Raw genomic sequence first — 26,412 nt, forward strand, 5'->3', positions numbered from 1 at the left:
CCGTTCTCACGCCGTTGCGCTGGAACGGCCCACCGCACGGCTCAGCGCCCGGGTCAGGTCCGCCGACAGATATGGCTTGACCAGCAGTACTCCGGACAGCATGGACTCGGGCAGCTGCTCAGCCAGCATTCCGGTGGCAAGCACGAACGGTACGCCTCGCGCCGACAATGCTGCCGCCACCGGCGCGCTGGTCTCGTTGCGGGCCAGGCGATAGTCCAGCAGGGCCACATCGGGGACCGAGTCTTCCAGCACGCGCAATGCTTCAGCCACGCTCGCCGCCAACCCGACCACGGTCGCGCCGGCATGCACCAGCTGCATCTGCAGCAAGGCTGCGCTCATCTCGTCGTTCTCGACCACCAGCACCCTCAGGTCCTGCAACACTGTCATCGGCTATGGCTCCTGGAGGCATTCAAGCCGGCGCAGTATAGCCATCGCAGAGCCGATGCCGACAGGAAACGCCTCGATCTGCCTTGCCCCTATGAAAGCCCTGCCCTCCTCGGTTACACTCACACGCTGCCTGCCGGTGTGGCGGAATGGTATACGCAGCTGACTCAAAATCAGCCGGGGGTGACCCCATGAAGGTTCGAGTCCTTTCACCGGCACCACAGCATCAAAGGCCAGGTCCATGACCTGGCCTTTTGCTTTTCGGGCGATGCAGGCCCATGTAGCCGCTCCGGTGTCACTGTGCTGACGCAAAACTGCGACCGCTGACAGGGTTGTCGCTAGACGTAGTGCACACTTTTCTTGCCAGCCTCACGTACATCTGCCTATCGTGATCCCGCCGGATCCGGGGGTGGGGGACTGCATGACGTTGCGTGCTGCACTGTTTTTTCTCGTCACGCACGCGCTCGTCATTGCCTTTGTCGGCCCGCAGGACCCGGTCGGCTCCTACCTGATGCTGATCACCGCCCCGCTGCTGGCTGCACTGGCCTGCGTACGGCGTGCACGCGTCAGCCAGGCGGCCTGCCAGTGGCGACTGCTCGGCGCGGCCGTCGGCCTGTTCTCTCTCGCGCTGCTGGACCTGCTGTACCGCAATGTGGCCGGCCTCGCCCCTGCGCAGATGACCGCCTCAACACTGATCCTGTACGTGTTCTACCGGATCCCCCTGACCTACGTCGCTGCAAGCCCGGGCGGCGGGAACCGCTACATCCGTGCGGTGGACCTCGGGATCATTGCCCTGCTTTGGCTGCCGTACTACCTGCATGCGCGGGCCATGGCGCCGCTGAACACCGCCTTGTGGACGCAGTGCCTGAACACCATGAGCGGCGTGCAGAACAGCCTGGTGTTCTGCTTCGCACTGATCCGTTTCCTGGCCGAGGACGATCCGGACCGCCGCGATTTTTTCCGGACGCTGACGATCTACGCGCTGGGCTACTTCCTGCTGGCCTTCTACATCAATACCTATCAGCCGCAGGTGCCCGACGGCAATTGGGGCGACCTGCTGATCAGTGGACTGTTCGTGCTGCTGGCCACCCTGGCGGGCAGCCATCGTCGCTGCCCGGCAGTGGAGGTATCCCGCAGCCTGCGGCGCATCGTCGATGCCGGCGTACCACTGATGCTGCCCTTGCTGCTGATGCTGGTGGCGCTTCTGGTCGCGCGCCTGCAGCCGACCCTGGCCACGGTCGGCTTCATCGGCTCCCTGCTCGGCTATGCGCTGCGCAGCGTGCTGAGCCAGGTCGAGATCCAGCGCCAGCGCGATGAACTGGAAACGCTGGCACGGCGCGATCCGCTGACCGGACTGGGCAACCGGCGCAGCTTCGATGAGTCGCTGGATCGGGCCCACCGCCGCGCGCGCCGCCAGGGCCAGGGCCTGGCGGTACTGATGATCGACATCGACCACTTCAAACGGCTGAACGACACCTACGGCCATCCGGAAGGTGATCGGCGCCTGCGTGCCGTCGCCGGCATCCTCGATGGCTGCCTGCAACGGGGCGACGATCTGCTGGCCCGCTATGGCGGCGAAGAGTTCATCGCCGCCCTGCCCTCGCCCGATGCCACCCACGCCCTGGGCCTGGGCGAACGGCTGCGCGCTTCGGTCGAAGCCGCAGCCCTGCCCGCCCCCGTGGCCACCGTCACCATCAGCATCGGCGTGGCCTGGCAGGCACCCGGCGAAGACGGCGATCCGCGCGGGCTGGTCGAACGCGCCGACCAGGCCCTGTATCGCGCCAAGCATGCCGGTCGCAACTGCGTACGCGGCGACACCGAAACCAAGGAAGAACAGTCCGGTCGCCGCGCCTAGACCGCATGCAGCGCCGCCGCTCCGTGCCGGTGCCCGGCGCCGCCCTGCAAGCGGAAGCTGGCCACCGTCTGCAGCAGCTGCGCCGACTGCTCTTCCATGCTGCGCGCCGCCGCCGACGCCTCCTCGACCAAGGCCGCGTTCTGCTGGGTGCCCTGGTCGATCAGATCGACGGCCTGGTTCATCTGCTGGATGTCGTCGCTCTGCTGCTGCGAGGCAGTGCTGATTTCGGTCATCAGGTCGCTCACCCGGCGCACGTTGGTCACGATCTCGTCCATGGTGCGGCCCGCGCTCTCAACCTGCGCCGTACCGGCACCCACATTGGCAACCGACTCATCGATCAGGTGCTTGATCTCCTTCGCTGCGCTGGCCGAACGCTGCGACAGCTCGCGGATCTCGGTGGCAACCACGGCAAATCCACGGCCGTGTTCACCGGCACGCGCCGCCTCCACCGCTGCGTTCAGCGCGAGAATGTTGGTCTGGAAGGCGATGCCGTCGATCACCCCGATGATGTCGACGATGCGCCGCGACGAGGCATTGATCACCGCCATCGTCTCGACCACCTCATGCACCACACTGCCGCCGCGCGCAGCGACATCGGCGGCTCCACCGGCCAGCTGGCTCGCCTGGCGCGCGTTGGTGGCGGTGCGCTGCACGGTCTCGGCCAGGCCCTTCATCGACACCGCGGTTTCCTCGAGCGAAGCCGCCTGCTGCTCGGTGCGCTGCGAGAGGTCGCTGTTGCCCTGTGCGATTTCAGTCGCGCCGACCGCGATGGTGTCCGCGGCGAACTTGATCTGGCCGATGATCGCGGCCATCGCCTCCACCAGCGAATTCACGCCTTCGCACAGTTCGGCGATCGAGCCATTCTTGTCGGCGGTGGCCACGCGCTGGGTCAGATCGCCCTGCTTGGCCGCGGCCACCACCTCGCGGGTCTGCGCCACCGCGCGCTGCATGGCCTGGTTTTCATGCACCGGCGCGGTGATGTCGGTGGCGTACTTGACGACCTTGAACGGCTTGCCATTGAGGTCCAGGATCGGGTTGTAGGATGCCTGGATCCAGACCTCACGCCCGCCTTTGCCAAGGCGCCGATACTGGCCGGCGTCATATTCGCCGCGCCCGAGTTTCTCCCAGAACTGGCGATATTCGATGCTGCTGCGATGCTCGGGCTCGACAAACAACGAATGGTGCTGCCCGCGCACTTCGTCCAGGCTGTAGCCGGTGGCGGCCAGGAAATTGTCGTTGGCCGACAGGATGCGGCCATCCATGCTGAACTCGATCACCGCCTGCGACTTGGCGATCGCGGCCAGTTGCCCCGCCGAGTCGGCCGCCTGCAGCTTCTGCGCGGTGATGTCGGTCGCGAACTTGACCACCTTGTACGGCCGCCCCTGGCGGTCCAGTACCGGGTTGTACGAGGCCTGGATCCAGATCTCGCGCTGGCCCTTGCCGAAGCGGCGGTACTGTCCGGCGTCGTATTCGCCGCGCCCCAAGCGCGCCCAGAAGTCGCGGTATTCGGCGCTGCGCGCCAGCTCGGGGTCGACAAACAGGGAATGATGCTTGCCCTGGATCTCCTCCAGCCGGTAGCCCATCGCCTGCAGGAAATTGTCATTGGCCTGCAGGATGGTGCCGTCGAGCGCGAACTCGATGACGGCCTGCACGCGATGCAGCGCGGCCACCTGCGCTTCCAGCTCGGTGCGGTCGGTCATCGCCTTCTCTGTGCTGGTGCGTTGCTGCGGCGCCAGTACGCCAAGCAGCGCACGCCACGGCGACCAACGGGTGTGCAGCTCGGCCGGCGCCTGCGCGCCTGCCGTGAAGCCTGGAATGAGCATTGTCTGATCCTCGGTGTCCGGTAAGCGGTTGTGACCCGACGGGCGGGATGCCCGGCGGCAACATCAGTTGCCAGGGACTACAGGTGCCAACGGCACCTCTCGAGCGACTGCCAAGAACGTCTGCTGCGGGTGCGATCGGCATCTGGGAGCGGCGGAACACACTGCGCGGACCGCCCATCGGGGGCAGCCTGGGGTCCTGCGGCGGGTGACTGGAGCGGGATCCAGAGGGAGTATCGGCGATGCCGTCAGCCGCTTTAGCGGGATTCCGCGACGTCCGTCGCAACTCCGTGCATTGCAGCCGGAATGCGGTAGACGATTGCCGTGTACTTCACGCCCTGCTCACGTGTTACAGGCAGTCCCCCGAGGGACTCAGCGAGGGAACGACTGGACCGGTTCTGCTCGGCCACCGGATAGCGGAACGCAGCACAGCGCAGGCGCCCTGAGGCGGCCGACCACACCGCCGCCACGGCTTCGCGACCATAGCCGTGCCCATGCATCATTTCTGCGATCCAGATGCCCAGTTCGGGTTCTGCGTCACGGGCTCGATGCAGGCCTGCCAGGCCAAGGAATACACCATCCTCGCGCCTGCGGATCACGAACGTGATGTCGGTCCCGTCGGCGATGGTGGGCAGCCACGTTCGCCAGACAGCAGCAAACGCCTCCTTCGACGGCGGCGGCTCGAAGGACATGTAGCGGGTCAGCCCGGGGGTGATTCCCGCAAATGCCTCGTCGGCGTCACCGGGCGTGAATGGCCGGAGGTGCAGCCGCGGACTGTCGATGGTCCAGTCGTCGGACGTCATGTTCTGCATTGCCTGAGCGCTGGGTACAGCATCGCTCAGCAGAAGGATGCAGCTCAAGGCAAAAAGGTTTACATGACCAATGCGGGATTCCGCGGCAGGAGAATATGACCAGCATGAAGGTCCCGCAGGATGCTCATCGACATGGAGATCGCATGTTCCCTCGCTTTGCCAGCCTTCTCTTCCTGGCCGTGTGCAGCAGCAGCGCGCTGGCCAACGACACCGCCTATCGACCGGCCTTCCACCCGGACCAGCTGAAGGGACCGCCCGCAGGGCGCCCGAACGAAGTGCTGGTGCTGGGCAGCCCGCACCTGTCCAGCCTGCCGGAGACCTTCACGCCGGCGATGCTGGAACCTCTGCTGCAGCGTCTGGAAGCCTGGCGGCCCACCGCGATCGCAGTGGAGAACCTGTCCGGCCTGCAGTGTGACTTCATGCGCCGCAATCCGGCCCGCTACGCCGAGAGCGTAGCGGACTACTGCGTCGATCCGGCACCGGCGCAGGCCGCCACCGGCCTGGACGTGCCCAGCGCCAACGTGGAGATGGAACGCCTGCTTGCGGATTGGCCGAAGGCGCCAACCGCTGCCCAGCGACGCCGATTGGCCGCAGTGTTCCTGGCTGCGGGCGAGAGCAGCTCGGCAGTCGTCCAATGGCTGCGGCTGCCCAGGGAAGAGCGACGTGCCTCGGACAGCCTGACACCGGAGCTGGTGCAGTTCCTCGACACGCGCATGGCACGCCGCAACGAGGCCGGCCTGGTGGCCGGCGTCCTCGCCGCGCGCCTGGGGCTGGAGCGGCTGTGGGCGGTCGACGACCACACTGCGGATTCGCCTACACCGGAATCGCAGCAGAAGGCCTACGCTGCCGCCATACGCGGTGCCTGGGACAATTCCTTCGTCAAAGCGCGCAGGGCGGCCGATGAACGACTGGAAGCCAATCTTGCTCGACCGGATGGGTTGCTCGCGATGTATCGCGCCTACAACGCACCCGAGGCCGCGATGCTGGCCTTCAACAGCGATTTCGGCGCGACGCTCGTCGAACCCTCGCCGGAAGGCTTCGGCCGCAACTACGTGGGCTACTGGGAAACCCGCAACCTGCGCATGGTCGCCAACATGCGCGACGTGCTCGGCCAGCACCCGGGCACCCGCATGCTGACCATCGTCGGTGCCTCGCACAAGGGCTACTACGAGGCTTACCTCAACCAGATGCACGATGTGCAGCTGGTCAGTGCGGATGAAGTTCTGCGTTGACGTCAAGCCGGTCGGCTGCGGTATCTTGGATGCAACTTCAACCACTCCACGGAAGGAACCCATAATGAAACAACGCATTTCCGCCGTACTCTTTGCCATAGGCCTGACCGGTGCTGCGCAGGCCTCGGCATGCGATCTCACTCTCGACAGTGGTGGTGACCTTGCTGCCGCAGTGACAGCCGCACCTGGCAAGAAAATCTGCCTGCGGCCTGGCGCCTACGTCACTGGGCCTGCACCACTTGAAGTACCCTCCGGCACGACCATCGAGGGATTGGGTGCGAGCATGGCCGACGTCGTGATCTCCGCCCATGGCTCCCCACAGAAGGCAATCGGGCTCGGCAGCGGCACCATGCTGCACAACTTCACATTGTCCACCGGTACAGGCGGAAACTTCGGTGTACTGGCCTATCATCAGGACCGCATCATCATCTGGAGCCTCGATATCGTCGGCTTCCAGATCAGCACTGGTGTCGTGGGCGGGAAAGGTGTGGATATATGGGACACCTTCATGCGTGCCAACGGCATAGCGGGCAACAATGTGGCAGACCCGAATCTGTGGATCACCGATTCCCGCGACGTCACCATCCTCTATGGGCAGCTGACCGGCCGCAAGGATGGCCCGGGGGGCGATGGCGAGATGGCCATCTACAACTCGAGCAACGTCATGATTGATGGCGCCCGCGTCATCGACTCCGGCGCCAGCGCCATCTATCTGGTGAACTGCGTCGACTGCACCATCAAGAACTCGGTGATTGAACGCCCTGGCGAATGGGGTATCGACGTCGTACAGGGTTCACAGCGCTTTCTTGCAGAAAACAATGCTGTAAGCGGTGCGAACTATGGTGGGGCGGTGTTTGAGACATCGGGCGGTACCACGGCAACATTCCGCTCCAACCGGTTCATTCAGAATCGTCGCTTGGGTGTTGGAAACTGCAACGGCATCAATGCAAAGGGTGGTGTTGCAGGCGTTATATCGACAGGTAACATCTCTTTCCCTTCAGGTGATCTCTGCGCCTTCCCGTGAAGCATGGGCCTGAGCATCAAAAGCATGAGGCGGTACTTCCTTCCTGCCCGCCCGCCACAGCACGATGCTGGCGGCACCGATGCAGGACAGCGTGAACACTAGCAGGGCGACCGCCCCGCCCTGTAGCACCGGCAGCAAGGCCTGCGCGTGCAGGTCGCCGCGCAGCTGTTCCGTACGCAGGCAGGCGGCCAGCGCGAGGCACCAGCCGACCAGGGCCGGGGCGAAGGCACGCACCGCCATCGGGTTGCAGACATTCATGGGATCACCTGTAAGAGAGGAGGTGCGCGGAGTATTTGCGCCCGCCCTCTCACAGGCTGAGATCAGCCCTCGACGACCTCGGAATCATCGCCCGGCAGCTCACTGGCCTCGCCCTGCACCTGCACGTTGTTGCGGCCCATCGCCTTGGCCCGGTAACACTGGGCATCGGCCGCGGCCACCGCCTGGTCCACGCTCATCCCTCCGGCCAGCGGCGCGATGCCGATGCTGGCCCCTACCCGCAACCGGTCCTGGTCCCACGGAATCGACAGCGACGCCAGGGTATGCAGCAGCTCGCCGCCAATGCGCGCTGCACGACGCGGCGTGCAACCGGACAGGATCACCGCGAACTCATCGCCGCCCAGCCGCGCCACCACATCCGAATCGCGCACCCCGTGACGCAGAACGCTGGCCACCGCCCAGAGCACCGCATCGCCAGCCAGATGGCCCCAGGTATCGTTGATCGGCTTGAACCGATCCAGATCGATGTACATCAGCGACGCGGCCTGGCCGGTACGTTCGACACGGGTGATCGCCTGCTGCAGATGCACCTCGAAGCCACGGCGGTTGCTCAGTTCGGTCAGCGGGTCGATCTCGGCCAGATGACGCGCCTCGCGCTGGCGGGCACGCTGCTGGGTATCGTCGCGCAGCACCCAGACCGCGCCTCGCACATGGCCCTCGTCATCGCGCAACCAGGCGCGGGTCAGGTCCACCGGCACCGTGGCGGCACCCAGGCGCAGCAGCAGGTCGGCATGCAGGTCGACCGCATTGCTGTCCGGATCCAGCAGTACCGACACGTCCAGCACCGAACCCGGCGCGTATTCGGTGGTCAGCGCCAGCACATCCTGCACCTTGTGTCCGGCCAGCGACAACGCGCCATCGCCGGCCAACGTGCGTACTGCAGCGGCATTGGCGTAATCGATACGGCCATCGAGGCTGACGCTCAGCACCAGGTCGGCCACGGCATCCAGGGTGATGCGGCTGCGCTGTTCGCTCTCGAACAGCCGCTGCTCGCTGCTGCGCTGGGCGGTGATGTCCTGGATCTGCGACACGAAATGCAACGGCTCGCCATGCTCGTTGCGCACCAGCGAGACCGACAATCGGGCCCAGATGACCTTGCCATCGCGATCGAGATAACGCTTTTCCAGGTGGTAGTGGCTGCGACGCCCGGCCAGCAGGTCCTGCACCAGGGCCAGGTCGGTCTGCAGGTCATCAGGATGGGTGAGACGCTGGAAATCCACCTGCAGCAGTTCTTCCCGCGGATAGCCGAGGATCCGGCACAGCGCATCGTTGACGTCCAGCCATCGCCCTTCCAGTGACACCAGCGCCATGCCCAGCGCAGCCGAGGTGAACGCACCGGCGAACTTCTCCGCGGACAAGCGCGCTTCGGCCCTCGCCTGCAGGATCTCGGTGATGTCGATGGCCATCCCGACATAGCCGATGCGTACACCATCGGCTCCGTCCATGCGGCTGATCGAGAGGCGTACCTGGCGTGGCTGGCCGTCCTTGCGCAGCAGCGTCCATTGCCGCGAATAGGTCTGGCCATCGGCACGCGCACTGAGTGCCTCGAACACATCTGGCAGTTGGCCATCGGCATCGGCCAGCGGTCGCAGCCAGGCATTCAGTTCCTGCGGATCGTGGAAGGCATCCAGCCGGCGCTGGCCGACCACATCCGCCGCGCTGTAGCCCAGCAGGCGTTGCGCGCCCGTGTTGAACAGGGTGATGGTGCCATCGATATCGGTGGCGATCACCGCCACCTCGTCGGAGGCATCGACCACGGCCTGCAGGCGTTGCCGTGTTTCGGCTGCATCCTGTCGGGCCTGCTGCAGCTCGGTCACGTCGGCATGCGCGCCGGCCATCCACAATGGCTTGCCCTGCGCGTCCCATTCGAAGACGCGGCCACGGTCCTGGATCCATATCCACTGGCCATTCTTGTGGCGCATCCGCAGCAGGCACGCGTAGTTGTCGGTGCGCCCCTCGAAATGCTCGTCCAGTGCCGCGTCCGACAGCGCTATGTCATCGGGATGGACCAGCTTCAGGAATGTCTTCTGGCAGACCGGCTCCAGCTCTTCCAGGCGGTAACCCACAATCTCGGCCCAGCGCGCGTTGACCCGCATCTCGCCATTCTGCACGTTCCATTCCCAGGTGCCCGCGGCGGTGCCATCGATGATCATCGCCAGCCGCCGACGCTCTTCGGCCAGCGCCTGCAGGCGGCGCTCCAGCAACCCGTTGCCGTTGGTGCCCTGGCCCGCCATCACCGCTGCCCCCGGCCCGCGCAGGCAGGCAGCGGCCGCAGCGCGACGCTGCAGACCTCAACGAAGACGACGGGTCCTGCTGGCGTCATGGCCCTCCCCAGCGACAGCGGGGTGGCCGGACGCCTCCCCTCAAGCGCAAGTGTGCGCAATCACGGGGAAAATCGACAAGTCCCCCGCCACGAATCAAGCGTGACGGGGAACACGGTCCTCAACTACGCTTGGCGCGGGCAAAGGCCTCGGCCAGGGCGTTGTTGGCCGGCGGCACGGACGCGGCGGGACGGCCGCCATTGCCCTGGCCCCGGTTCGGCCCGCGGTTCTGGCCGCCTGCATCCCGGCGCGGACCCTGCCCATGGCCGCGCTCATCACGCTGGCCCGGGCGGCTGGTGGCCTGCCCGGGGGTATCGTCCAGACGCCGGGTCAGGGCAATGCGCTTGCGCGCCACGTCCACCTCCAGCACCTTCACCTTGACGATGTCGCCAGCCTTGACCACGTCACGCGGGTCCTTCACGAAGGTATCGGACAACGCCGAAATGTGGATCAGGCCGTCCTGGTGCACGCCGATATCGACGAAGGCACCGAAGGCCGCCACGTTGCTCACCACGCCTTCCAGCACCATGCCCTCGCGCAGGTCCTTGATGTCCTCCACGCCTTCGGCGAAGCGCGCAGCCTTGAACTCCGGACGCGGGTCGCGGCCCGGCTTCTCCAGTTCCTTCAGGATGTCGCGCACGGTCGGCAAGCCGAAGGTGTCATCGGTGAACTGCTCGGCCTTCAGGCCACGCAGGAAGCTGCCATCACCGATCAGCGCCTTGATCGGGCGTGCGGTGCTGGCCACGATGCGCTCGACCACCGGATAGGCTTCGGGGTGCACCGCCGAAGCATCCAGCGGCTGGTCGCCGTCGGCGATGCGCAGGAAGCCGGCGCACTGTTCGAAGGTCTTCTCGCCCAGGCGCGCGACCTTCAGCAGATCCTTGCGGCGCTTGAACGGGCCGTTCTCGTCACGATGGCGCACGATGTTCTCGGCCACCGTGGCCGACAGGCCGGACACCCGCGACAGCAGCGCGGCCGATGCGGTGTTCACGTACACGCCCACGGCGTTCACGCAGTCCTCCACGCGCGCGTCCAGCGCCCGCGCCAGCCGGTACTGGTCCACATCGTGCTGGTACTGGCCGACACCGATCGCCTTGGGTTCGATCTTGACCAGTTCGGCCAGCGGGTCCTGCAGGCGACGCGCGATCGACACCGCGCCACGCAGCGACACGTCCAGCCCCGGGAACTCCTTGGCCGCGAACTCGGAGGCCGAGTACACCGAGGCGCCCGCCTCGCTGACCACGACCTTCTGCAGCTTCGGGTTGGCGGCAGCCTTGATCGCTTCGCCGGCCAGCTTGTCGGTTTCGCGGCTGGCGGTGCCGTTGCCGATCGCGATCAGTTCAACGTTGTGCTTGGCGCACAGTTGCTTGATCGTCTGCACCGACTGGTCCCACTGGCGACGTGGCTCATGCGGGTAGATGGTGTCGGTGGCCACCAGCTTGCCTGTGGCATCGACCACGGCGATCTTGCAGCCGGTGCGGATGCCCGGGTCCAGCCCAAGCACGGTCTTCGGGCCCGCCGGTGCGGCCAGCAGCAGATCCTTCAGGTTGTCGCCGAACACCGCGATGGCCTCAGCCTCGGCCTTCTCGCGGGCCTGGTTGAACAGGTCCAGCAGCAGATGGGTGTGCAGCTTGGCGCGCCAGGTCAGGCGGCAGGCGTCCAGCAGCCAGCGATCGGCGGCGCGGCCCCGGTCGGCGATGCCGGCCCTGCGCGCCACGCGGCCTTCGGCGTACTGGTGGCCGGCCTCGGCATCGCTGCCCGGGTCCAGTTCCAGGAACAGGATCTCTTCGCGGCGCGCGCGGAACAGCGCCAGCAACCGGTGCGAAGGAATCTTCGCCAGAGATTCGGCATGTTCGAAATAGTCGCGGTACTTGGCGCCTTCGGTTTCCTTGCCCTCGGCCACGCGGGCACGGATCACGCCGTTCTCTCCCAGCCAGGTGCGCAGCTCGCCGACCAGCGCGGCGTCCTCGCCCCAGCGCTCCATCAGGATCGCGCGCGCACCTTCCAGCGCGGCCTTGGTGTCGGCCACGCCCTTGTCGGTGTTGACGAAGGCGGCCGCGAAGGCCTGCGGGTCCTGCGTGGGATCGGCCAGCAGTCCATCGGCCAGCGGCTCGAGACCGGCCTCGCGGGCGATCTGGGCGCGGGTACGGCGCTTGGGCTTGTACGGCAGGTACAGGTCTTCCAGCCGGCTCTTGGTGTCGGCGGCCAGGATATCGTTGCGCAGTTCGTCGCTGAGCTTGCCCTGTTCGCCGATGCTGGCCAGCACCGCCGCGCGGCGGTCCTCCAGCTCGCGCAGGTAGGTCAAGCGCACTTCCAGGCTGCGCAGCTGGGTGTCGTCCAGGCCCCCGGTCACTTCCTTGCGGTAGCGCGCGATGAACGGAACGCTGGCGCCCTCGTCGAGCAGGCCGACGGCGGCGCGCACCTGGGCGGACTGGGCACCGATCTCGTCGGCGATGGTCTGGGCGATCTGCTGGGCGAGCGCGCTCTGGGCGTTCTTGGCGTCGTGCATTGCTTCAGGTCTGTGCCGCGGTACGGGAAGATCCCATTCTGGCAATCCACGACGGAGCCGGACAAGGCATTGACAGGGGGCGAGGTTCAGCGGCGGGGCCGGAGTGGACGCCGGCATCCTGGCGGAGAGAGGGCTCGGACTGGCCCTGGGCTGGGATGCCGGCGCGGGCGCGCGATGGTGGGCGCGCCCTGCCGCGTGTTGCGAAGGTCAGCGGTAGTGGCGGGCGGCGCGCTGCATGACGATCTCGTCACGCATGCCTTCCAGGGCCATCAGGCGGACCTTGCCGACACCCTGCAGTTCCATGAACCGCTCCGTGTAGAACTCCGGCCCCAGCGCGGTGTCGGCGCGGGATTTGCTGAAGCCGTAGGGCACCACGCCCTTCTCGCCATCCTTGCTACCACCGACATAAAGAACGATTGCCATGTGATGTATTCCTCCAAATTGCTACTGCGTACTGCACTCGATGAACGATGCTGCGAGCTCATCGAGGGAGAGCTTACTGCGTCGAACCTGACTGGAACGTCACGAAGGCTAATGACGATCGGTTGCATGCAGATGACTGCGGGATCGCAGCAGAATGCTTACGGATCTTTAACTTCCGGCTAACGAATCCGTGGGGGGATTCCCGCCAACGGCGCAGCCCCTCGTGGGTGGTCGTGTAACGCGTTTCATGTGATTGGGCCGGGCGGGGTGGGTGCGCAGGACACGCCGTGAACCCGTCCCTGGGGGCTCGATGGCGCCATCCATGGCGCCAACGGTCCCGCGCACCCACCCCGCCCGGCCCCTGACAGTTTTTCGGGCACGTTCACCCACGGAAAAGAAAAGAGAAGATCAAAAGCAAAAACGGGTTGGCCGGCTGATTTGTTGCTTCCTGTAGAGACCAGCCATGCTCGGATCGCGAGCAAGCGCAGCGCGCGACCCGCTTTTGCTGTTCTTTATTCTCTTCCGTGGCTTGGCGCGCACGGGAACTGTCAGCGGCCGGGTGGGTGGGGGTGGCGGGGTATCCGCGGCATGGATGCCGCGGCTAAGCCCCCATGGATGGGTTCACGGCGTCCCCGCCGGCCCCACCCACCCGGCCAGCCCCCAGGAAGCAGGCATTCCGCGACCAAGCCACGAGGGGCTGCGCCGTTGGCTGGAAACTACGGCCACCAGCCACGCCCGAACCGGGCGAAATGATCGGCCGCCCGTTCGAACGGATTGCGCGCACTCACCCCGCCGCACAGCAGGTACACCGGCAGGTACAGCGGGCCCAGCACCATGTACTGGTACACGTGCGCCCGTTCGTGATCATCCAGCCGGATCAGCGGCTCCACGCCCCACCCTGCCTGATGCGCATAGGTGCGGCAGGAAATGCCCAGGTCATGGCCGGTGTGCAGGATCACGTTCCCCAGGGTGATCGCCCCGCCTGGCCCCCACGGCCAGTGGTCGAACACCAGCGCGCAGTCACGCCCGCTCCAGCGCAATGTCGCGCCGCCGAGCATGCCGGCCAGGCCGCCGATCACGCCGAGCAGGGAATTGGGTAACGTCCACACCGCGCCCAGCACCTGCAGCGCGCGCAGCCAGATCGGCCAGGGCGTTGCTCCAGTCTTCAATCGGCCTCGTTGGGGATCAGGAGCCACAGGATCAGGTAGACCAGGATGCCAGGGAAGGCGGCGGAGGCCAGCGAAACCAGCACGTAGATCACCCGCAGCAGGGTCGCATTCCAGCCGAAGCGATGGGCAATGCCGCCCATCACGCCGGCAATCATGCGGTCGTTCAATGAGCGCGACAGCGTTTTGGGCGTGGTGTTCATGGCGGCAGCTCCGGGAAACGGACAAGGCAGTCGAACATGGCTCGACTCTACACCGCCCCCATGTCTACGGCGTGCGGTGGCGCAGGGCCTGCAGGCGTGCGCCGAACCAGGCGGCTGCGGTCTGTTCAGGCTGCCCCGGACACTGGATGCGGTAGGGTTTGCCACTCATGCTGCTCTGGCTGGCAGCGCGCTCGATGAACTGCTCGGCGCTGTCCACCATGCCCTTTTTCAGCAGGTAATCGTACTTGCGCTGCAGGTGCGCGCGCGCGTCGCTGCCGTCGTACCAGCTGCCATTGCGCTGGAAACGGCACTGGGAGCCGTCCAGGCTGGCGATCAGCTGGGCGATCTCCCGGCGTGCATCCGTACTGGGTGCAGCGTGGGCAAGTGGTGCTGTCAGCAGTGCCGCAAGAATCAACAAAATCCGGTACATCATCACCCCCAAGTCAGTCGAGCATGGCTCGACTCTACAGATCGCGCGCTTTCAACCAGCCATTGATCGTGGCCGGTACTTCGCGCTGCGCGCGGCCGGAAACGTAGATACCAATATGCCCACCACGGAAACTGGACTCGGTGTAGTCGTCCGTGCCCAAACGCCCGCGCATCGCGCGAGAGGCATCCGGTGGCACCAGATGGTCCTGCTCGGCATAGATGTTCAGCACCGGCAGCGTCACCTGCGACAGATCCACCGCTTCCTCGCCGATCCGCACCGTGCCGTTCACCAGCCCATTGCCCTGGTAGAACTGCTTGATGAAATCGCGGAACGCCTCGCCCGCCAGGTCCGGTGAATCGAAGATCCACTTCTCCATGCGCAGGAAATCCTCCAGCGCGGCCTTGTCATCGAGGATGTCGAGCAGGCCGACGTACTTCTGCACGTTCAGGCGGAATGGCTTGAGCATCAGGTAACTGGCATTCATCAGGTCGGCCGGGATGTTGCCCAGCGTGTCGACCACCAGGTCCACGTCCACCTGCCGCGCCCAATGCGAGAGCATGTTGTCAGCCGTCTGGAAGTCGACCGGGGTGACCATGGTGATCAGCTTGCCCAGCTTCTGCCGGCGCAGCGCGGCGTAGCAGAGTGCGAACACGCCGCCCTGGCAGATACCCAGCAGGTCCACCGGGCCACCACTGCGCGCACGCAGCGCATCGACCGCGCCGTCGATGTAGCGCAGCAGGTAGTCCTCCAGGGTCTGGAAGCGTTCGGACCTATCCGGGTAGCCCCAGTCCAGCACGTACACGTCCTGGCCCAGCGCCAGCAGCTTCTGCACCAGCGAACGGTCGGCCTGCAGGTCGACCATGTACGGCCGGTTGACCAGCGCGTAGACGATCAGCAGCGGTGTGCGCCGGGTCGGTGCCTGTTCGCCGACGAAGCGGTACAGCACCACCTTGCCGTCACGCCAGACTTCCTCGCGCGCGGTCACGCCATAGTCCACGTCTTCCACCTGCGGCAGCAGCTTCAGCCCTTCCATCAGCTTGCGCTGCATGGCCAGGGTTTCCTGCATCAGGTCATCGGCGTTGAAGCCCAGCGGTCCTTTCATCGGTCACGCGCCCGAGTGGACGCGCGAGACGCAGCCTTCTTCGCAGACACCTTCTTTGCAGGCGCCTTCTTCGCCGGCGCGGCCTTCTTCGCGGCTTTGCGCGCGGCCGGCTTCACCTTCGCCGGTGCCGGCTGCGACACCGGATCGACCGCGGCGGTCCCCGCCAGCACCGCCACCTGTGCCTGCAGGCGGCGAAGGCTGCGCTCCAGTTCGGCAATACGGCGATGCGCGGCGTCCATCTCGCTGCGGGTCGGCAGGCCGATACGCTCACTCATCTGTTCCACCTCGCGCTGCAGGCCGGCGCGCAGGCGCATCTGCGCGTTGCCCAGCGAGGCGTACACCTGCTGGAACGGTTCGGACATGGCGACCTTGGCGTAGGCCTCCTCGGCCACTTCGATCCACAGGTCGAACATCGCGCGGGCGCTGGTCAACTGGCTGCCGGGCTGTTCGTGCTCGGCCAGACGCTGCTCGAACAACGCGAAGGCCTCGTCCAACGCCTGCCTGATCTGATCAACGTAGGCGCGCGAATGCTGCTGGTACTCCTCCTGCGCCCGCAGCAGCGCCTGCCAGCGCGCCTGGTGCTCGCGGCCGGGGCCGAACGCCGGGCTCTGCAGCCACGGGCCCGCCTGCAGCTGGAACTGCTGCAGCCATGCGGCGAATTCGGGCACGGTGGCGCCGGCGTGGGTGCTGCCACGGGCGCCCTGCAGCATCCACTGCAGCATGCCATCGCCCTGCCCCTGCACCGCCTCGCGCCAGGCCTGGGCCACCTCGGCGCTGCTGGCGTCGCGGCCGGCAAATCGTGCGGCGACCTCCTGCATGGTGCCGTACCAGCTGCCCGCCTGCTCCCGGAACCGGCGCACGGCATCTTCCGGTGCGCCCTGCGCCTGCTCGGGCAACAGCTGGCCCCACCAGTCGAACAACCGCTGCCAGCTGCCGGGGTCGTCACCGGCGGGTGCGCCGGGCGTGCTCGCATGACGCAGGGCATCGCCCCAGGCGCCGAAGTACTGCCGGGCCAGGGTCTCGAAATCGCTGCTGCCGGCGTCGTGGGCCGAGCTGGTCATTGCAGGCCTCCGCTGGGCTGGCTCATGGCTTGGGGATACGCAGGGTCTTGCTGATCATCAGCGACCCGGACAGGGCGAACAACAGCACCATCGGGTGCAGCTGCCACGGGCCGATCTGCCACTGGCCGAACCAGATGTTCTGGCCGATGGCATCGGTACCGGCGGCAATCGCCAGTACGATCACCAGCACCAGGCTGGTCGGGATCGGGGTGCCCTCGAAATACGTGACCTTGCCCTCGTCGCCGGCCAGCGCCTCGGCAGTGACGTTGTAGCGTGCCAGGCGGCTGACACCGCAGCAGACGAAGTAGCTCAGCACCAGCCAGTCCCAGCCGCCCTGCATGCCGCAGGCATAGGCCAGCGCCGCCGGCGCCACGCCGAAGGAGATCACGTCCGACAGCGAGTCCAGCTCGCGGCCGAGGGTGGAGCTGGACTTGCGCCAGCGCGCGATGCGCCCGTCGAGCGCGTCGAAGATGAAGGCCAGCGGGATCAGCGCCATGCCGAACAGCAGGTAGCCGCGCTCGCCGTCCTGCAGGAAGCGCATCGCGGCAAAGACCGCACCGGTGCCGCAGAAAGCATTGGCCAGGGTGAACCAGTCGGCCAGCTGGAATTCGCGCAGCATCGAGAAGTGACGTTTCATGGGGTCTCACGGAGCATCAAGGCCCACAGGTTACCGCGAGCGCCGCCGCTGGCGACAGCGCTGGCAGGCCCCGCCTTCACCGCTCCCTCACCTGCCCTCACCGACGGTGAATTTTTCGCCACCCATCTTGACAGCCTAGGGGGGTGGCGCCTGTCGCGGCTTATCCACAAAGTTGCCCACGCGTAATCCACACCCCCTGTGGACAACCAGATCTCACCGACTGCGACGCTGGACATTTCCTCATCACCCGGAAGCGGGGTTTCCCTACTTCCCAAGCCACAAGGTCGGCGCTATGGTCACCGGCGGACCCGCCGCCGCCACGTCCGAAACTCTGCAACGGACGATGATGATGCTGGATGCTCCCACCCTGGCCGCACAGCTGCGGCAGCCCCACGGCGAGGCCGCGCTGGCAGTGGCCGACTCGATGAACCGCAGCAACGGCGCACTCAACCTGGCCGCAATCGGGCTGCTGGCCGTCGGCGCCGGCGAACGGGTCCTGGAGGTCGGCCCGGGCAATGCGGCCTTCGCGCCACTGATGCTGCAGGCCACCGGCAGCCACTATCTGGGCATCGAGCTGTCCACGGCCATGGTCGAGGCCGGCAACCAGCGGCTGGCCGACGCCGGGGTTGCCGAACGTGCGGCGATGCGACACGGCGACGCCCATGGACTGCCGGTCGCCGATGCCGCGATGGATGCCGCGCTGGCGGTCAACACCCTGTACTTCTGGCCGAACCTGGCCCCGGTGCTGGACGAACTGGCGCGGGTGCTGCGCCGGGGCGGCCGCCTGTGCCTGGCCTTCGGCGATGCCAGCTTCATGCGCAGCCTGCCATTCGCCGCCGACTTCCAGCTGCATGAGCTGGACGCGGTGGAGCTGGCGCTGCGGGTATCGGGCTTCCGCGTCTCGGCCTGGCGCAGCCACCGCGAATCCGCGGCCGGCAATGACGGCCAGACCCGAGAGAAGCACTTCCACCTGCTGCTGGCACAGCGGCACTGAAGTGGTAGTGCTGGCCGCTGGCCGGCTGCTCCGGCCATTGCGGATTGCCGGCCAGCGGCCGGCACTACCCAGCCTGCACCCGGCGCCGCCAATGCGCGAAACAGAACACCTGCATCACCAGCATGGCCAGCAACCCCAGCGGCCATGCCCACCACAGCCCGGCCAGACCGTGCCGGGACTGCAGCCACATCGCCAACGGCAGCTCCAGCAGCAACACGGCAGCCATGCCCAGCAATGCCGGCAACAGCACCGTGCCGCTGCCGCGCATCACTCCGACCAGCACCGCACTGCCTCCCATCGCCAGCACGCCCCACACCACGGTGCGCAACTGCAACGCGGCCAGTTCGCGCACGTCGGTCGCCGCCAGGATCAGGCCGGTCAGCCAGGGCGCCAGCGCCACAACCAGCACCACCACCCCGCTCAGCATCGCCAGTCCAAGCAGCACGCCTGTGCGTGCGATGGCCGGCAGCCGTGCCGTACGCCCCGCGCCCATCGCATGCGCCGCGAGGATGGTGGCAGTGATGCCCAGCGACATCGCCGGCAGCTGCACCCAGCTCATCAACTGGTTGACCGCACCGTAGGCGGCCGTGGCCGTGTAGCCATAGCGGTTGATCCAGCCCAGCAGCACGATTTCGGCAATGGCCAGGCTGAGCATCTGCAACGAAGACGGTATGCCGATGCGCAGCATCGAACGGATCAGCGCTCCATCAAAGCGGATGGCTTGCAGCAACTCATGCCCCGGGGCCAACGGGTGCCCCATCCGCTGCCACCGCCACATCAGCCAGGCCAGGGCCAGCAGCGAGGCGAGCGCCGCCGAGACTGCCGCACTGGCCGCGCCCAGCTGCGGCAGGCCGGCCCAGCCCAGGATCAGCAGCGGCGTGCACAGCAGGCCGACCACTGTGGCCAGCAGCAGCGCATGCAGCGGCGTTCTGGCATCGCCCACCGCACGGCTCACCGCAGTGGCCAGCCACAGCAGGAAGAACACCGGTACCGCCAGCAGCAGGACACGGGCATAGACGATGGATTCGCCGAGGATCGGCGCCGGCGTACCGAGTGCCACCAGCAGCTCTGGAGCGAAACCGCCGCCCACTGCCATCACCAGCACTGACAACAGCAGGATCAGTGCCACCGCACTGCCGGCCACCGCGCGAGCCTGTTGCGGCCGGCCCGCGCCCCAGGCCTGGCCGATCAGCACCATCGCACCGGTCGCCAGACCCATTACCAGGGCCAGCAGCAGGAAGAAGACAGGGAAGAACGCTGCGGCGGCGGCCACCGCCTGCGTACCCAGCAGATGGCCGAGGTAGATGTTGTCCAGTGTGCCTGCGGCCAGCTGCAATGCGTTGGTCAGCAGCATCGGCAGCAGCAGGTTCAGATAGGTGTGCCAGAGGGGCGGCGCGACCGGGGGGATGGGATGTGCGGGGGTGTCCATGGGGTTCTCTGGGCAAGGCGCTGCCCTGCCCGGCGTTTCCGCCAGCAAAGCAAGCAAAGGGGAGCGGGCGGCCGTGGCCCGCGATCAGGTGGCGCCGCCGCTCAGCAACGGCGCAGTGGCTCAGCCGTCTGCGTGGTCCGAAGAATCATCGAAGGCCAGGCGCAGGGCGTGATTGCGCACATCCTCGGGCCAGCTGCGCAAGGCCATTTCCAGGCCTGCCCGGTCGTGCGCGAACAGCACACGGATGGCCTCCTCGAAACCCGGGAGGTCTCCGGCGATGGTCTGCAGGAAGTGATAGGCACGCTCGCTGTGGCGGCGCCGCCGGTCCTTGTCGGCACCAGCACGGCTGGCCGCCTCCACCAGCTTGCGCAGCACTACCGAGGCCCCGCCGGGCTGCTCGGCCAGCCACGCCCAGTGGCGGGGCAGCAGGGTCACTTCGCGTGCGACCACGCCCAGCTTGGGGCGGCCGCGGCCACGCGGAGTTGCCGGCGCCTCTTCGGCAGTAGCGTCGGCATCCGCCTCGACGGCGGCGGGAAAGGCTTCGACGACCCGCGCCAGCAGTTCTGCGTCACTGCCGCGCGTATCGAAATCACGGGTGCGGCCGGTAGCGTTGTCGAACACAAGCAGCGGACCGGCAGCGTTGCCGGCACGCAGCTGCTTCAGCGCAAGCGCTGCCACTTCCGGTGTACCGGAAGCGACCAGGCGGTGGCCGTCGAAGCAACTGAAGGGAGGGAGTCGGGACGCAGGCATGGCAATGGCATCGGAGGTGATGCGCGAATATTGCCCGGGTAATTTTCATTCGTCAATATTGCCCGGGTGTTAATGAACCGGAAGAGCGTGCCAACCAAGGTTGGCACCCACCTGGAAGGTTGATCCCCACTCGAAAGATCGCCCCCCTCCCGATTCGCCGGTTTACAGCCGGCTGTAGGACCAGCTGACCATGCGGCCGTCCTGGTACGGCATCACGCCGTGGAAGGGGCGCGGGTCGGCGTCGAACACCAGCGGCAGGAAGTTGCGGTCGCCCTCCCACATCGGCAGCGTGTCCAGCTTGTCCAGGTCCACCCACTCCAGCGTGCCTTCATGGTTGCCGCCGTGCGGGGTGCCTTCGAAACTGTCGATGACGAACACGAAGCCCAGCCAGTCCTCGCCGTGCTTGCCGAAACCCGGCCAGCTGATGGTGCCGCGCAGGCGCATGCCGGTGCAGTCGATGCCGGCTTCCTCGGCGATCTCGCGGCGCATGCCTGCCGCAACGTCTTCGGTTGGTTCGATCTTGCCGCCCAGCCCGTTGTACTTGCCCAGGTGGTGGTCACCGGGCCGGGTGTTGCGGTGGATCATCAGCACCTGGCGACGATCGGGCGACAGCACGTAGCCCAGGGTGGCGACGATCGGGGTGTACGGCATGGGCAGCATCCAGCGGCAGGTCAGCCGTGGATTATGGCCGATCAGCGCACCAGCGACAGGCGGCGTTCGGCAGCCGCAGTGGCGCCATCATGATCGCGGCGCAGGGTGGCCACGCCGTGGCCGCGCTCGGCCAGGTATTCCAGCCACTTGCCGAGGAAGGTGTTCATCCGCATGCGATGGCTGATCAGTTCCGCCGGTGGCGGATACAGGCCCATGGTGTCCTGCCAGCGGCGGCCGACGTAGCAATGGGTGGTCTCGGCCTGGCGCGCATCACGGTACAGGCGGACGTAGGCCGACGGGTCCGGCTCACCGGTGACCGGGTCGGCCAGGTCGTAGGTCAGGCGCAGTTCCACCGTGTAGCGGTGGCATTCGATCACGTCCAGGCGCACATCCAGGCCGTCACCGATCGAGGAGATGTAGCTGCCCGCGACCAGTCCCGCCGGCTCGAACAGGCGTACCAGATGACGGTAGTTTTCCGCGTACAGGCCCATGAGCCAGCTCAACCGGCTCAGGCGGGGAATGCGTTCGGTACGGGGCAAGGCTCGGGCCATGGGTCGATCCTACACGTTGGTGCTTCAACGTGGGGGCGTACATGCGCAAGCCAAGCCCTGGGTAGTGCCGGCCGCTGGCCGGCAGCGCAATATCGCGGCCGAGGGTCCATCGATCAGCCGGCCAGCGGCCGGCTCTACCGGAATCAATACAACTCGCGCTGAAGCCCCAGCGTGGCCAGCACCTTGCTGGAAATCTCCTCGATCGAGGTATGGGTGGTGCTCAGCGTCGGGATCCGCTCCATCTGGAACATCACCTCGGCCGCGGCCACCTCGCGTTTGCAGGTCTCCAGGTTGGCGTAGCGCGAGTTCGGGCGGCGCTCCTGGCGGATCTGCTGCAGGCGGTCCGGGTCGATGGTCAGGCCGAACAGCTTGCGCCGGTAATTGCGCAGGCGTGGCGGCAGGCGATCGCTTTCCAGGTCCTCGTCGGTCAGCGGGTAGTTGGCCGCACGCACGCCGTAATGCAGGGCCAGGTAGATGCAGGTGGGCGTCTTGCCGGCGCGCGACACCGCCACCAGGATCACGTCGGCATCGTCGTAGTTCACCGCGATACCGTCATCGTGGGTCAGGGCGAAGTTCATCGCGTTGATGCGGCGGTGGTAGGTGTCGAAGTCGACCATGCCGTGGGCCTGGCCGACCCGGGCCAGGCGCGGGCTGGCCAGTTCACGCTCCAGCGGCTCGATGAACGGCGCGAACACATCCAGCATCAGCGCCCCGCTGTCGGCCAGGATCAGGCTCAGGCTCTGGTCCACGCAGGAGTTCACCACGATCGGCCGGACCTGGTACCGCTCCCCTGCCGCCTGGATCCTGGCACAGGCTTCACGCGCTTTTTCGGGGTCGTCGACAAACGACATGCGGTCGGTAATGAAGCTGAACCCGGAGAACTGGGTGAGCAGGCTATGCCCAATGGTTTCAGCGGTGATACCGGTTCCATCGGAAACGTAGAACACCGGGCGGATGGTCGACATGCGCGCTTTTACCCCCTACGAAGCTTAAAAAGGCCGCCAGCACAAGCTTGTGCCGACAGTGGTCTGCCCGGCATCATATCGGCTTCTTCCTACGGACGCGGCCACTCAGCCCGCCTCGGGCGATGGCCAAACGGAGCATCGCGCTTGAACGAGAACATCCTGTGGTTGCACGAACTGCGTCTGGCCGATCTGGCCCGCGTAGGCGGCAAGAATTCGTCCCTGGGCGAGATGATCGGCAACCTGGCCGGTCTGGGCGTTTCGGTGCCGGGCGGTTATGCCACCACCGCTGAAGCCTTCAAGGACTTCATCGCGCACAACGACCTGTCCAAGCGCATCTTCGACAAGCTGGCCACGCTGGACGTCGAGGACGTCAACGCGCTGACCGCCGCCGGCAAGGAAATCCGCAGCTGGGTGATCGATGCGCCGCTGCAGCCGCAGCTGGACCAGGACATCCGCACCGCCTACGCCAAGCTGAGCGCCGAAAACGGCGGCGGCGACGTGGCCGTGGCCGTGCGTTCGTCGGCCACCGCCGAGGATCTGCCGGATGCCTCCTTCGCCGGCCAGCAGGAGACCTTCCTCAACGTCACCGGTGCCGACGATGTCGTGCACAAGGTCAAGGAAGTGTTCGCCTCGCTGTACAACGACCGTGCCATCGCCTACCGCGTCCACCACGGCTTCAAGCATGAGGACGTGTTCCTGTCCGCCGGCGTGCAGCTGATGGTGCGTTCGGGCGTCGGTTCCTCCGGCGTGCTGTTCACCCTGGACACCGAGTCCGGCTTCCGCGACGTGGTGTTCGTCACCTCTTCGTTCGGCCTGGGCGAAATGGTCGTGCAGGGTGCGGTCAATCCGGACGAGTACTACGTCTACAAGCCCACCCTGCAGGCCGGCAAGCCGGCGATCCTGCGCCGCTCGCTCGGCAGCAAGGCGATCCGCATGGTGTATTCGGATGTCCCGGGTGAGCGCGTCAGGATCGAGGACACTCCGGTCGAACTGCGCAACACCTTCTCGATCAGCGACGAGGACGTGCAGGAACTGTCCAAGCAGGCGCTGGTCATCGAAAAGCACTACGGCCGCCCGATGGACATTGAGTGGGCCAAGGACGGTGTCAGCGGCAAGCTGTTCATCGTGCAGGCGCGCCCGGAAACGGTGAAGTCGCGCAGCCACGCCACCCAGATCGAGCGCTTCGCGCTGACCGAAAAGGGCGGCAACGTGCTGGCCGAAGGCCGCGCCGTCGGCGCCAAGATCGGTTCGGGCGTGGCCCGCGTGGTCAAGACGCTGGACGACATGAACCGCGTGCAGCCGGGCGACGTGCTGATCGCCGACATGACCGACCCGGACTGGGAACCGGTGATGAAGCGCGCTTCGGCCATCGTCACCAATCGTGGTGGCCGCACCTGCCACGCCGCGATCATCGCGCGCGAGCTGGGCGTGCCCGCCGTGGTCGGTTCGGGCAACGCCACCAAGGTCATCGAAGATGGCCAGCTGGTCACCGTCAGCTGCGCTGAAGGCGATACCGGCTTCATCTACGAAGGCAAGCTCGGCTTCGAGCGCACCACCACCGATCTGGGCAACATGCCGCCGGCCCCGCTGAAGATCATGATGAACGTGGCCAACCCGGAACGTGCCTTCGACTTCGGCCAGCTGCCGAACGCCGGCATCGGCCTGGCCCGCCTGGAAATGATCATCGCCAGCCACATCGGCATCCACCCGAACGCGCTGCTGGAATACGACCGCCAGGACGCGGCGACCAAGAAGAAGATCGACGAGAAGATCGCCGGCTACGGTGATCCGGTCAGCTTCTACGTCGACCGCCTGGCTGAAGGCATCGCCACCCTCACCGCCTCGGTTGCACCGAACCCGGTGATCGTGCGCCTGTCGGACTTCAAGTCCAACGAGTACGCCAACCTGATCGGCGGCAGCAACTACGAGCCGCACGAAGAGAACCCGATGATCGGCTTCCGCGGCGCCAGCCGTTACGTCGACCCGAGCTTCTCGGCCGCCTTCGCGCTGGAGTGCAAGGCCGTGCTGCGCGTGCGCAACGAAATGGGCCTGGACAACCTGTGGGTCATGATTCCGTTCGTGCGCACCCTGGAAGAAGGCCGCAAGGTCGTCGAGGTGCTGGAACAGAACGGCCTGAAGCAGGGCGAGAACGGCCTGAAGATCATCATGATGTGCGAAGTGCCGTCCAACGCACTGCTCGCCGATGAGTTCCTGGAGATCTTCGACGGCTTCTCGATCGGCTCCAACGACCTGACCCAGCTGAGCCTGGGCCTGGACCGCGACTCTTCGATCGTTGCGCACCTGTTCGACGAGCGGAACCCGGCAGTGAAGAAGCTGCTGTCGATGGCGATCAAGGCAGCACGTGCCAAGGGCAAGTACGTCGGCATCTGCGGCCAGGGTCCGTCCGATCACCCGGATCTGGCCGAATGGCTGATGCAGGAAGGCATCGAGTCGGTGTCGCTGAACCCGGACACCGTGGTCGATACCTGGCTGCGCCTGGCCAAGCTGAAGGCCAACGGCTGATGCCGTGATGGCTACAGGCTGACGTCGTGTTCATCGGCGTCGGCCGATACTGCTGCTGCATGCAAGCCCCGCCTCTGCGGGGCTTCGTGTTTCTGGCGTGCACGCACGCCCTGCCCCACGCAGACACCGTTTCTCAGCAAAGGACTTCCGCATGATCGCCGCAGCAGCACCCGCCGCCCCCGCCGCAACGCCGTGGTTCCACTCGCTCGACTGGGAACGCCTGCTGGAAACCTACGGCGTGCCGTTGCTGGCCGCGATCGTGGTGCTGCTGGTGGGCCTGTGGGTGGCACGTCGCTTGTCCAATGCAATGCCGCGCGCCACTGCGCGCATGGGTGTGGACCCGATGCTGGGCAGCTTCCTTCGCAATGTGGTGTACGCCGCCTCACTGGTGATCGTCGTGGTGCTGGCCATCGGCACGCTGGGCGTGCAGATCACCCCGCTGCTGGCCGTGCTCGGCACCGCTGGCCTGGCGGTCGGTCTGGCATTGAAGGATTCGCTGTCCAACATCGCCTCGGGCGTGATGCTGGTGACGCTGCGTCCGTTCCGCGTGGGCGATGTGGTCACCGTGGCCGGCCAGACCGGCACGGTGCGCGAAGTGCGCATCTTCCAGACCGTGCTAACCGGCGCTGACAACCAGCACACCACCATTCCGAACACGCTGATCACCGCCGCGCCGATCATCAACCTCACCGCCGAGCCGACACGCCGCGTCGAACTGGTGATCGGCATCGGCTACGAGGACAACATCCAGCTGGCACGCGACACCGCGCTGGCGCTGATGAAGGCCGACCCGCGCGTGCTGCAGACCCCCGCACCGGACGTGGTGGTCTACGAGCTGGGCGCACACGCCATCAACCTCGGCATCCGCTGCTACGTGAAGTCGGCCGACTGGTTCGGCACCAAGGTCACGCTGCTGGAGCAGCTGAAGCTGGGCTATGACAAGGCCGGCATCAACATCCCGTACCCGCAGCAGGACATGCACCTGTACCTGCATGGCAAGGATGGCGGCGTGGTTGAAGCCGACGCGCTGGTGCGCGACAAGCCGTGATCCGGCAGTGGAATGCCGGCCAGCGGCCGGCACTACCGCCTGACTGAAATGCCGGCCAGCGGCCGGCACTACCCCCCTCGCCGCCTGACTGAAATGCCGGCCAGCGGCCGGCACTACCCCTCGCCGCCTGACTGAAATGCCGGCCAGCGGCCGGCACTACCCCTCGCCGCCTGACTGAAATGCCGGCCAGCGGCCGGCACTACCCCTCGCCGCCTGACTGAAATGCCGGCCAGCGGCCGGCACTAC

The 26,412-nt window shown here is 66.5% G+C and carries 24 protein-coding genes and 1 tRNA gene; 7 read left to right on the forward strand and 18 right to left on the reverse strand.

Going from position 1 to position 26,412, the window contains the following annotated elements; all coding sequences use genetic code 11:
- Positions 1–6: 6 nt before the first annotated feature.
- Positions 7–387 (reverse strand): response regulator, encoded by a 381-nt coding sequence (locus AC5P9P_RS19190; RefSeq protein WP_495233031.1) that lies wholly within the window; start codon positions 385–387, stop codon positions 7–9.
- 132 nt (positions 388–519) lie between these two features.
- Between AC5P9P_RS19190 and AC5P9P_RS19195 the strand changes: the two genes are divergently transcribed.
- Together AC5P9P_RS19195 and AC5P9P_RS19200 are read left to right on the forward strand one after the other, a co-directional pair.
- Positions 520–605 (forward strand) — tRNA-Leu (locus AC5P9P_RS19195).
- 200 nt (positions 606–805) lie between these two features.
- Positions 806–2,239, forward strand: a complete 1,434-nt coding sequence (locus AC5P9P_RS19200) for a GGDEF domain-containing protein (protein WP_495233032.1) — start codon at positions 806–808, stop codon at positions 2,237–2,239.
- Here the strand turns inward: AC5P9P_RS19200 and AC5P9P_RS19205 are convergent.
- Together AC5P9P_RS19205 and AC5P9P_RS19210 are read right to left on the reverse strand one after the other, a co-directional pair.
- The gene (locus AC5P9P_RS19205) at positions 2,236–4,062 is read right to left on the reverse strand and encodes a methyl-accepting chemotaxis protein (protein ID WP_495233033.1); all 1,827 of its coding nucleotides are present in this window, start codon (positions 4,060–4,062) and stop codon (positions 2,236–2,238) included. The two genes, AC5P9P_RS19200 and AC5P9P_RS19205, sit on opposite strands and share 4 nt — an antisense overlap.
- A 254-nt stretch (positions 4,063–4,316) precedes the next feature.
- The gene (locus tag AC5P9P_RS19210; protein WP_181453473.1) at positions 4,317–4,862 is read right to left on the reverse strand and encodes a GNAT family N-acetyltransferase; all 546 of its coding nucleotides are present in this window, start codon (positions 4,860–4,862) and stop codon (positions 4,317–4,319) included.
- A gap of 152 nt (positions 4,863–5,014) precedes the next feature.
- On the opposite strand from AC5P9P_RS19210, the gene AC5P9P_RS19215 reads away from it, so the two are divergent.
- Positions 5,015–6,103 (forward strand): DUF5694 domain-containing protein, encoded by a 1,089-nt coding sequence (locus AC5P9P_RS19215; RefSeq protein ID WP_495233034.1) that lies wholly within the window; start codon positions 5,015–5,017, stop codon positions 6,101–6,103.
- A gap of 64 nt (positions 6,104–6,167) precedes the next feature.
- Positions 6,168–7,127 (forward strand): right-handed parallel beta-helix repeat-containing protein, encoded by a 960-nt coding sequence (locus AC5P9P_RS19220; protein WP_164124353.1) that lies wholly within the window; start codon positions 6,168–6,170, stop codon positions 7,125–7,127.
- On the opposite strand, the gene AC5P9P_RS19225 is transcribed toward AC5P9P_RS19220, so the two are convergent.
- The 10 genes from AC5P9P_RS19225 to AC5P9P_RS19270 form a co-directional block, all read right to left on the reverse strand.
- Positions 7,101–7,385 (reverse strand): hypothetical protein, encoded by a 285-nt coding sequence (locus AC5P9P_RS19225; RefSeq protein WP_049453095.1) that lies wholly within the window; start codon positions 7,383–7,385, stop codon positions 7,101–7,103. The genes AC5P9P_RS19220 and AC5P9P_RS19225 overlap by 27 nt on opposite strands.
- A 62-nt stretch (positions 7,386–7,447) precedes the next feature.
- A complete protein-coding gene (locus AC5P9P_RS19230; protein ID WP_111173426.1) occupies positions 7,448–9,637 on the reverse strand; it encodes a PAS domain S-box protein in 2,190 nt (729 codons plus the stop codon).
- A 208-nt stretch (positions 9,638–9,845) separates the two neighbouring features.
- Positions 9,846–12,233 (reverse strand): Tex family protein, encoded by a 2,388-nt coding sequence (locus tag AC5P9P_RS19235; RefSeq protein ID WP_495233035.1) that lies wholly within the window; start codon positions 12,231–12,233, stop codon positions 9,846–9,848.
- A 207-nt stretch (positions 12,234–12,440) separates the two neighbouring features.
- A complete protein-coding gene (locus AC5P9P_RS19240; protein WP_005410085.1) occupies positions 12,441–12,656 on the reverse strand; it encodes a hypothetical protein in 216 nt (71 codons plus the stop codon).
- A 716-nt stretch (positions 12,657–13,372) separates the two neighbouring features.
- On the reverse strand, positions 13,373–13,825 hold the full coding sequence (locus AC5P9P_RS19245; protein ID WP_049402533.1) for a hypothetical protein: 453 nt from the start codon (positions 13,823–13,825) through the stop codon (positions 13,373–13,375).
- Positions 13,822–14,025 carry a PspC domain-containing protein gene (locus tag AC5P9P_RS19250; protein WP_005410087.1) on the reverse strand — a complete coding sequence of 68 codons (204 nt, stop codon included), beginning with the start codon at positions 14,023–14,025 and terminating at the stop codon, positions 13,822–13,824. Before AC5P9P_RS19250 ends, AC5P9P_RS19245 begins: the two co-directional genes overlap by 4 nt.
- A gap of 64 nt (positions 14,026–14,089) precedes the next feature.
- Complete coding sequence (locus tag AC5P9P_RS19255; protein WP_005413813.1) at positions 14,090–14,458, reverse strand: YfeK family protein; 369 nt, start codon at positions 14,456–14,458, stop codon at positions 14,090–14,092.
- A gap of 31 nt (positions 14,459–14,489) precedes the next feature.
- Entirely contained in the window at positions 14,490–15,557 is a 1,068-nt protein-coding gene (locus AC5P9P_RS19260; RefSeq protein ID WP_049402532.1) for a class III poly(R)-hydroxyalkanoic acid synthase subunit PhaC, read from the reverse strand.
- Positions 15,554–16,618 carry a class III poly(R)-hydroxyalkanoic acid synthase subunit PhaE gene (gene phaE / locus AC5P9P_RS19265; protein WP_049402531.1) on the reverse strand — a complete coding sequence of 355 codons (1,065 nt, stop codon included), beginning with the start codon at positions 16,616–16,618 and terminating at the stop codon, positions 15,554–15,556. The genes AC5P9P_RS19260 and phaE overlap by 4 nt, the downstream gene beginning before the upstream one ends.
- A 22-nt stretch (positions 16,619–16,640) precedes the next feature.
- Positions 16,641–17,255 (reverse strand): CDP-alcohol phosphatidyltransferase family protein, encoded by a 615-nt coding sequence (locus AC5P9P_RS19270; protein ID WP_014647547.1) that lies wholly within the window; start codon positions 17,253–17,255, stop codon positions 16,641–16,643.
- Between the two features lie 343 nt (positions 17,256–17,598).
- Between AC5P9P_RS19270 and AC5P9P_RS19275 the strand changes: the two genes are divergently transcribed.
- Complete coding sequence (locus AC5P9P_RS19275) at positions 17,599–18,249, forward strand: class I SAM-dependent methyltransferase (protein ID WP_049402530.1); 651 nt, start codon at positions 17,599–17,601, stop codon at positions 18,247–18,249.
- 64 nt (positions 18,250–18,313) lie between these two features.
- On the opposite strand, the gene AC5P9P_RS19280 is transcribed toward AC5P9P_RS19275, so the two are convergent.
- The 5 genes from AC5P9P_RS19280 to ppsR all read right to left on the reverse strand — a co-directional run bounded on the left by AC5P9P_RS19280 (position 18,314) and on the right by ppsR (position 22,595).
- Positions 18,314–19,678, reverse strand: a complete 1,365-nt coding sequence (locus AC5P9P_RS19280; RefSeq protein ID WP_049402529.1) for an MATE family efflux transporter — start codon at positions 19,676–19,678, stop codon at positions 18,314–18,316.
- Positions 19,679–19,798: 120 nt separating this feature from the next.
- On the reverse strand, positions 19,799–20,428 hold the full coding sequence (locus AC5P9P_RS19285; protein ID WP_049402528.1) for a DUF2239 family protein: 630 nt from the start codon (positions 20,426–20,428) through the stop codon (positions 19,799–19,801).
- A gap of 162 nt (positions 20,429–20,590) precedes the next feature.
- Positions 20,591–21,079 (reverse strand): NUDIX hydrolase, encoded by a 489-nt coding sequence (locus AC5P9P_RS19290; RefSeq protein ID WP_005413820.1) that lies wholly within the window; start codon positions 21,077–21,079, stop codon positions 20,591–20,593.
- 41 nt (positions 21,080–21,120) lie between these two features.
- A complete protein-coding gene (locus tag AC5P9P_RS19295; protein ID WP_049402527.1) occupies positions 21,121–21,630 on the reverse strand; it encodes a DUF1249 domain-containing protein in 510 nt (169 codons plus the stop codon).
- A gap of 143 nt (positions 21,631–21,773) precedes the next feature.
- Positions 21,774–22,595, reverse strand: a complete 822-nt coding sequence (gene ppsR / locus AC5P9P_RS19300; protein ID WP_005410097.1) for a posphoenolpyruvate synthetase regulatory kinase/phosphorylase PpsR — start codon at positions 22,593–22,595, stop codon at positions 21,774–21,776.
- Between the two features lie 144 nt (positions 22,596–22,739).
- Between ppsR and ppsA the strand changes: the two genes are divergently transcribed.
- On the forward strand, positions 22,740–25,118 hold the full coding sequence (gene ppsA, locus AC5P9P_RS19305) for a phosphoenolpyruvate synthase (protein ID WP_005410098.1): 2,379 nt from the start codon (positions 22,740–22,742) through the stop codon (positions 25,116–25,118).
- Between the two features lie 151 nt (positions 25,119–25,269).
- A complete protein-coding gene (locus tag AC5P9P_RS19310) occupies positions 25,270–26,166 on the forward strand; it encodes a mechanosensitive ion channel family protein (protein WP_005410099.1) in 897 nt (298 codons plus the stop codon).
- Positions 26,167–26,412: the final 246 nt, after the last annotated feature.

The organism is Stenotrophomonas sp. YJH_SMC_14-1 (assembly GCF_059372275.1).

Excerpts from the sequence above, each read along its gene's own strand:
- AC5P9P_RS19190 (WP_495233031.1), bottom strand. The coding sequence starts at position 387 with ATGACAGTGTTGCAGGACCTGAGGGTGCTGGTGGTCGAGAACGACGAG.
- AC5P9P_RS19200 (WP_495233032.1), top strand. The coding sequence starts at position 806 with ATGACGTTGCGTGCTGCACTGTTTTTTCTCGTCACGCACGCGCTCGTC.
- AC5P9P_RS19205 (WP_495233033.1), bottom strand. The coding sequence starts at position 4,062 with ATGCTCATTCCAGGCTTCACGGCAGGCGCGCAGGCGCCGGCCGAGCTG.
- AC5P9P_RS19210 (WP_181453473.1), bottom strand. The coding sequence starts at position 4,862 with ATGACGTCCGACGACTGGACCATCGACAGTCCGCGGCTGCACCTCCGG.
- AC5P9P_RS19215 (WP_495233034.1), top strand. The coding sequence starts at position 5,015 with ATGTTCCCTCGCTTTGCCAGCCTTCTCTTCCTGGCCGTGTGCAGCAGC.
- AC5P9P_RS19220 (WP_164124353.1), top strand. The coding sequence starts at position 6,168 with ATGAAACAACGCATTTCCGCCGTACTCTTTGCCATAGGCCTGACCGGT.
- AC5P9P_RS19225 (WP_049453095.1), bottom strand. The coding sequence starts at position 7,385 with ATGAATGTCTGCAACCCGATGGCGGTGCGTGCCTTCGCCCCGGCCCTG.
- AC5P9P_RS19230 (WP_111173426.1), bottom strand. The coding sequence starts at position 9,637 with ATGGCGGGCCAGGGCACCAACGGCAACGGGTTGCTGGAGCGCCGCCTG.
- AC5P9P_RS19235 (WP_495233035.1), bottom strand. The coding sequence starts at position 12,233 with ATGCACGACGCCAAGAACGCCCAGAGCGCGCTCGCCCAGCAGATCGCC.
- AC5P9P_RS19240 (WP_005410085.1), bottom strand. The coding sequence starts at position 12,656 with ATGGCAATCGTTCTTTATGTCGGTGGTAGCAAGGATGGCGAGAAGGGC.
- AC5P9P_RS19250 (WP_005410087.1), bottom strand. The coding sequence starts at position 14,025 with ATGAACACCACGCCCAAAACGCTGTCGCGCTCATTGAACGACCGCATG.
- AC5P9P_RS19255 (WP_005413813.1), bottom strand. The coding sequence starts at position 14,458 with ATGATGTACCGGATTTTGTTGATTCTTGCGGCACTGCTGACAGCACCA.
- AC5P9P_RS19260 (WP_049402532.1), bottom strand. The coding sequence starts at position 15,557 with ATGAAAGGACCGCTGGGCTTCAACGCCGATGACCTGATGCAGGAAACC.
- phaE (WP_049402531.1), bottom strand. The coding sequence starts at position 16,618 with ATGACCAGCTCGGCCCACGACGCCGGCAGCAGCGATTTCGAGACCCTG.
- AC5P9P_RS19270 (WP_014647547.1), bottom strand. The coding sequence starts at position 17,255 with ATGAAACGTCACTTCTCGATGCTGCGCGAATTCCAGCTGGCCGACTGG.
- AC5P9P_RS19275 (WP_049402530.1), top strand. The coding sequence starts at position 17,599 with ATGATGATGCTGGATGCTCCCACCCTGGCCGCACAGCTGCGGCAGCCC.
- AC5P9P_RS19280 (WP_049402529.1), bottom strand. The coding sequence starts at position 19,678 with ATGGACACCCCCGCACATCCCATCCCCCCGGTCGCGCCGCCCCTCTGG.
- AC5P9P_RS19285 (WP_049402528.1), bottom strand. The coding sequence starts at position 20,428 with ATGCCTGCGTCCCGACTCCCTCCCTTCAGTTGCTTCGACGGCCACCGC.
- AC5P9P_RS19290 (WP_005413820.1), bottom strand. The coding sequence starts at position 21,079 with ATGCCGTACACCCCGATCGTCGCCACCCTGGGCTACGTGCTGTCGCCC.
- AC5P9P_RS19295 (WP_049402527.1), bottom strand. The coding sequence starts at position 21,630 with ATGGCCCGAGCCTTGCCCCGTACCGAACGCATTCCCCGCCTGAGCCGG.
- ppsR (WP_005410097.1), bottom strand. The coding sequence starts at position 22,595 with ATGTCGACCATCCGCCCGGTGTTCTACGTTTCCGATGGAACCGGTATC.
- AC5P9P_RS19310 (WP_005410099.1), top strand. The coding sequence starts at position 25,270 with ATGATCGCCGCAGCAGCACCCGCCGCCCCCGCCGCAACGCCGTGGTTC.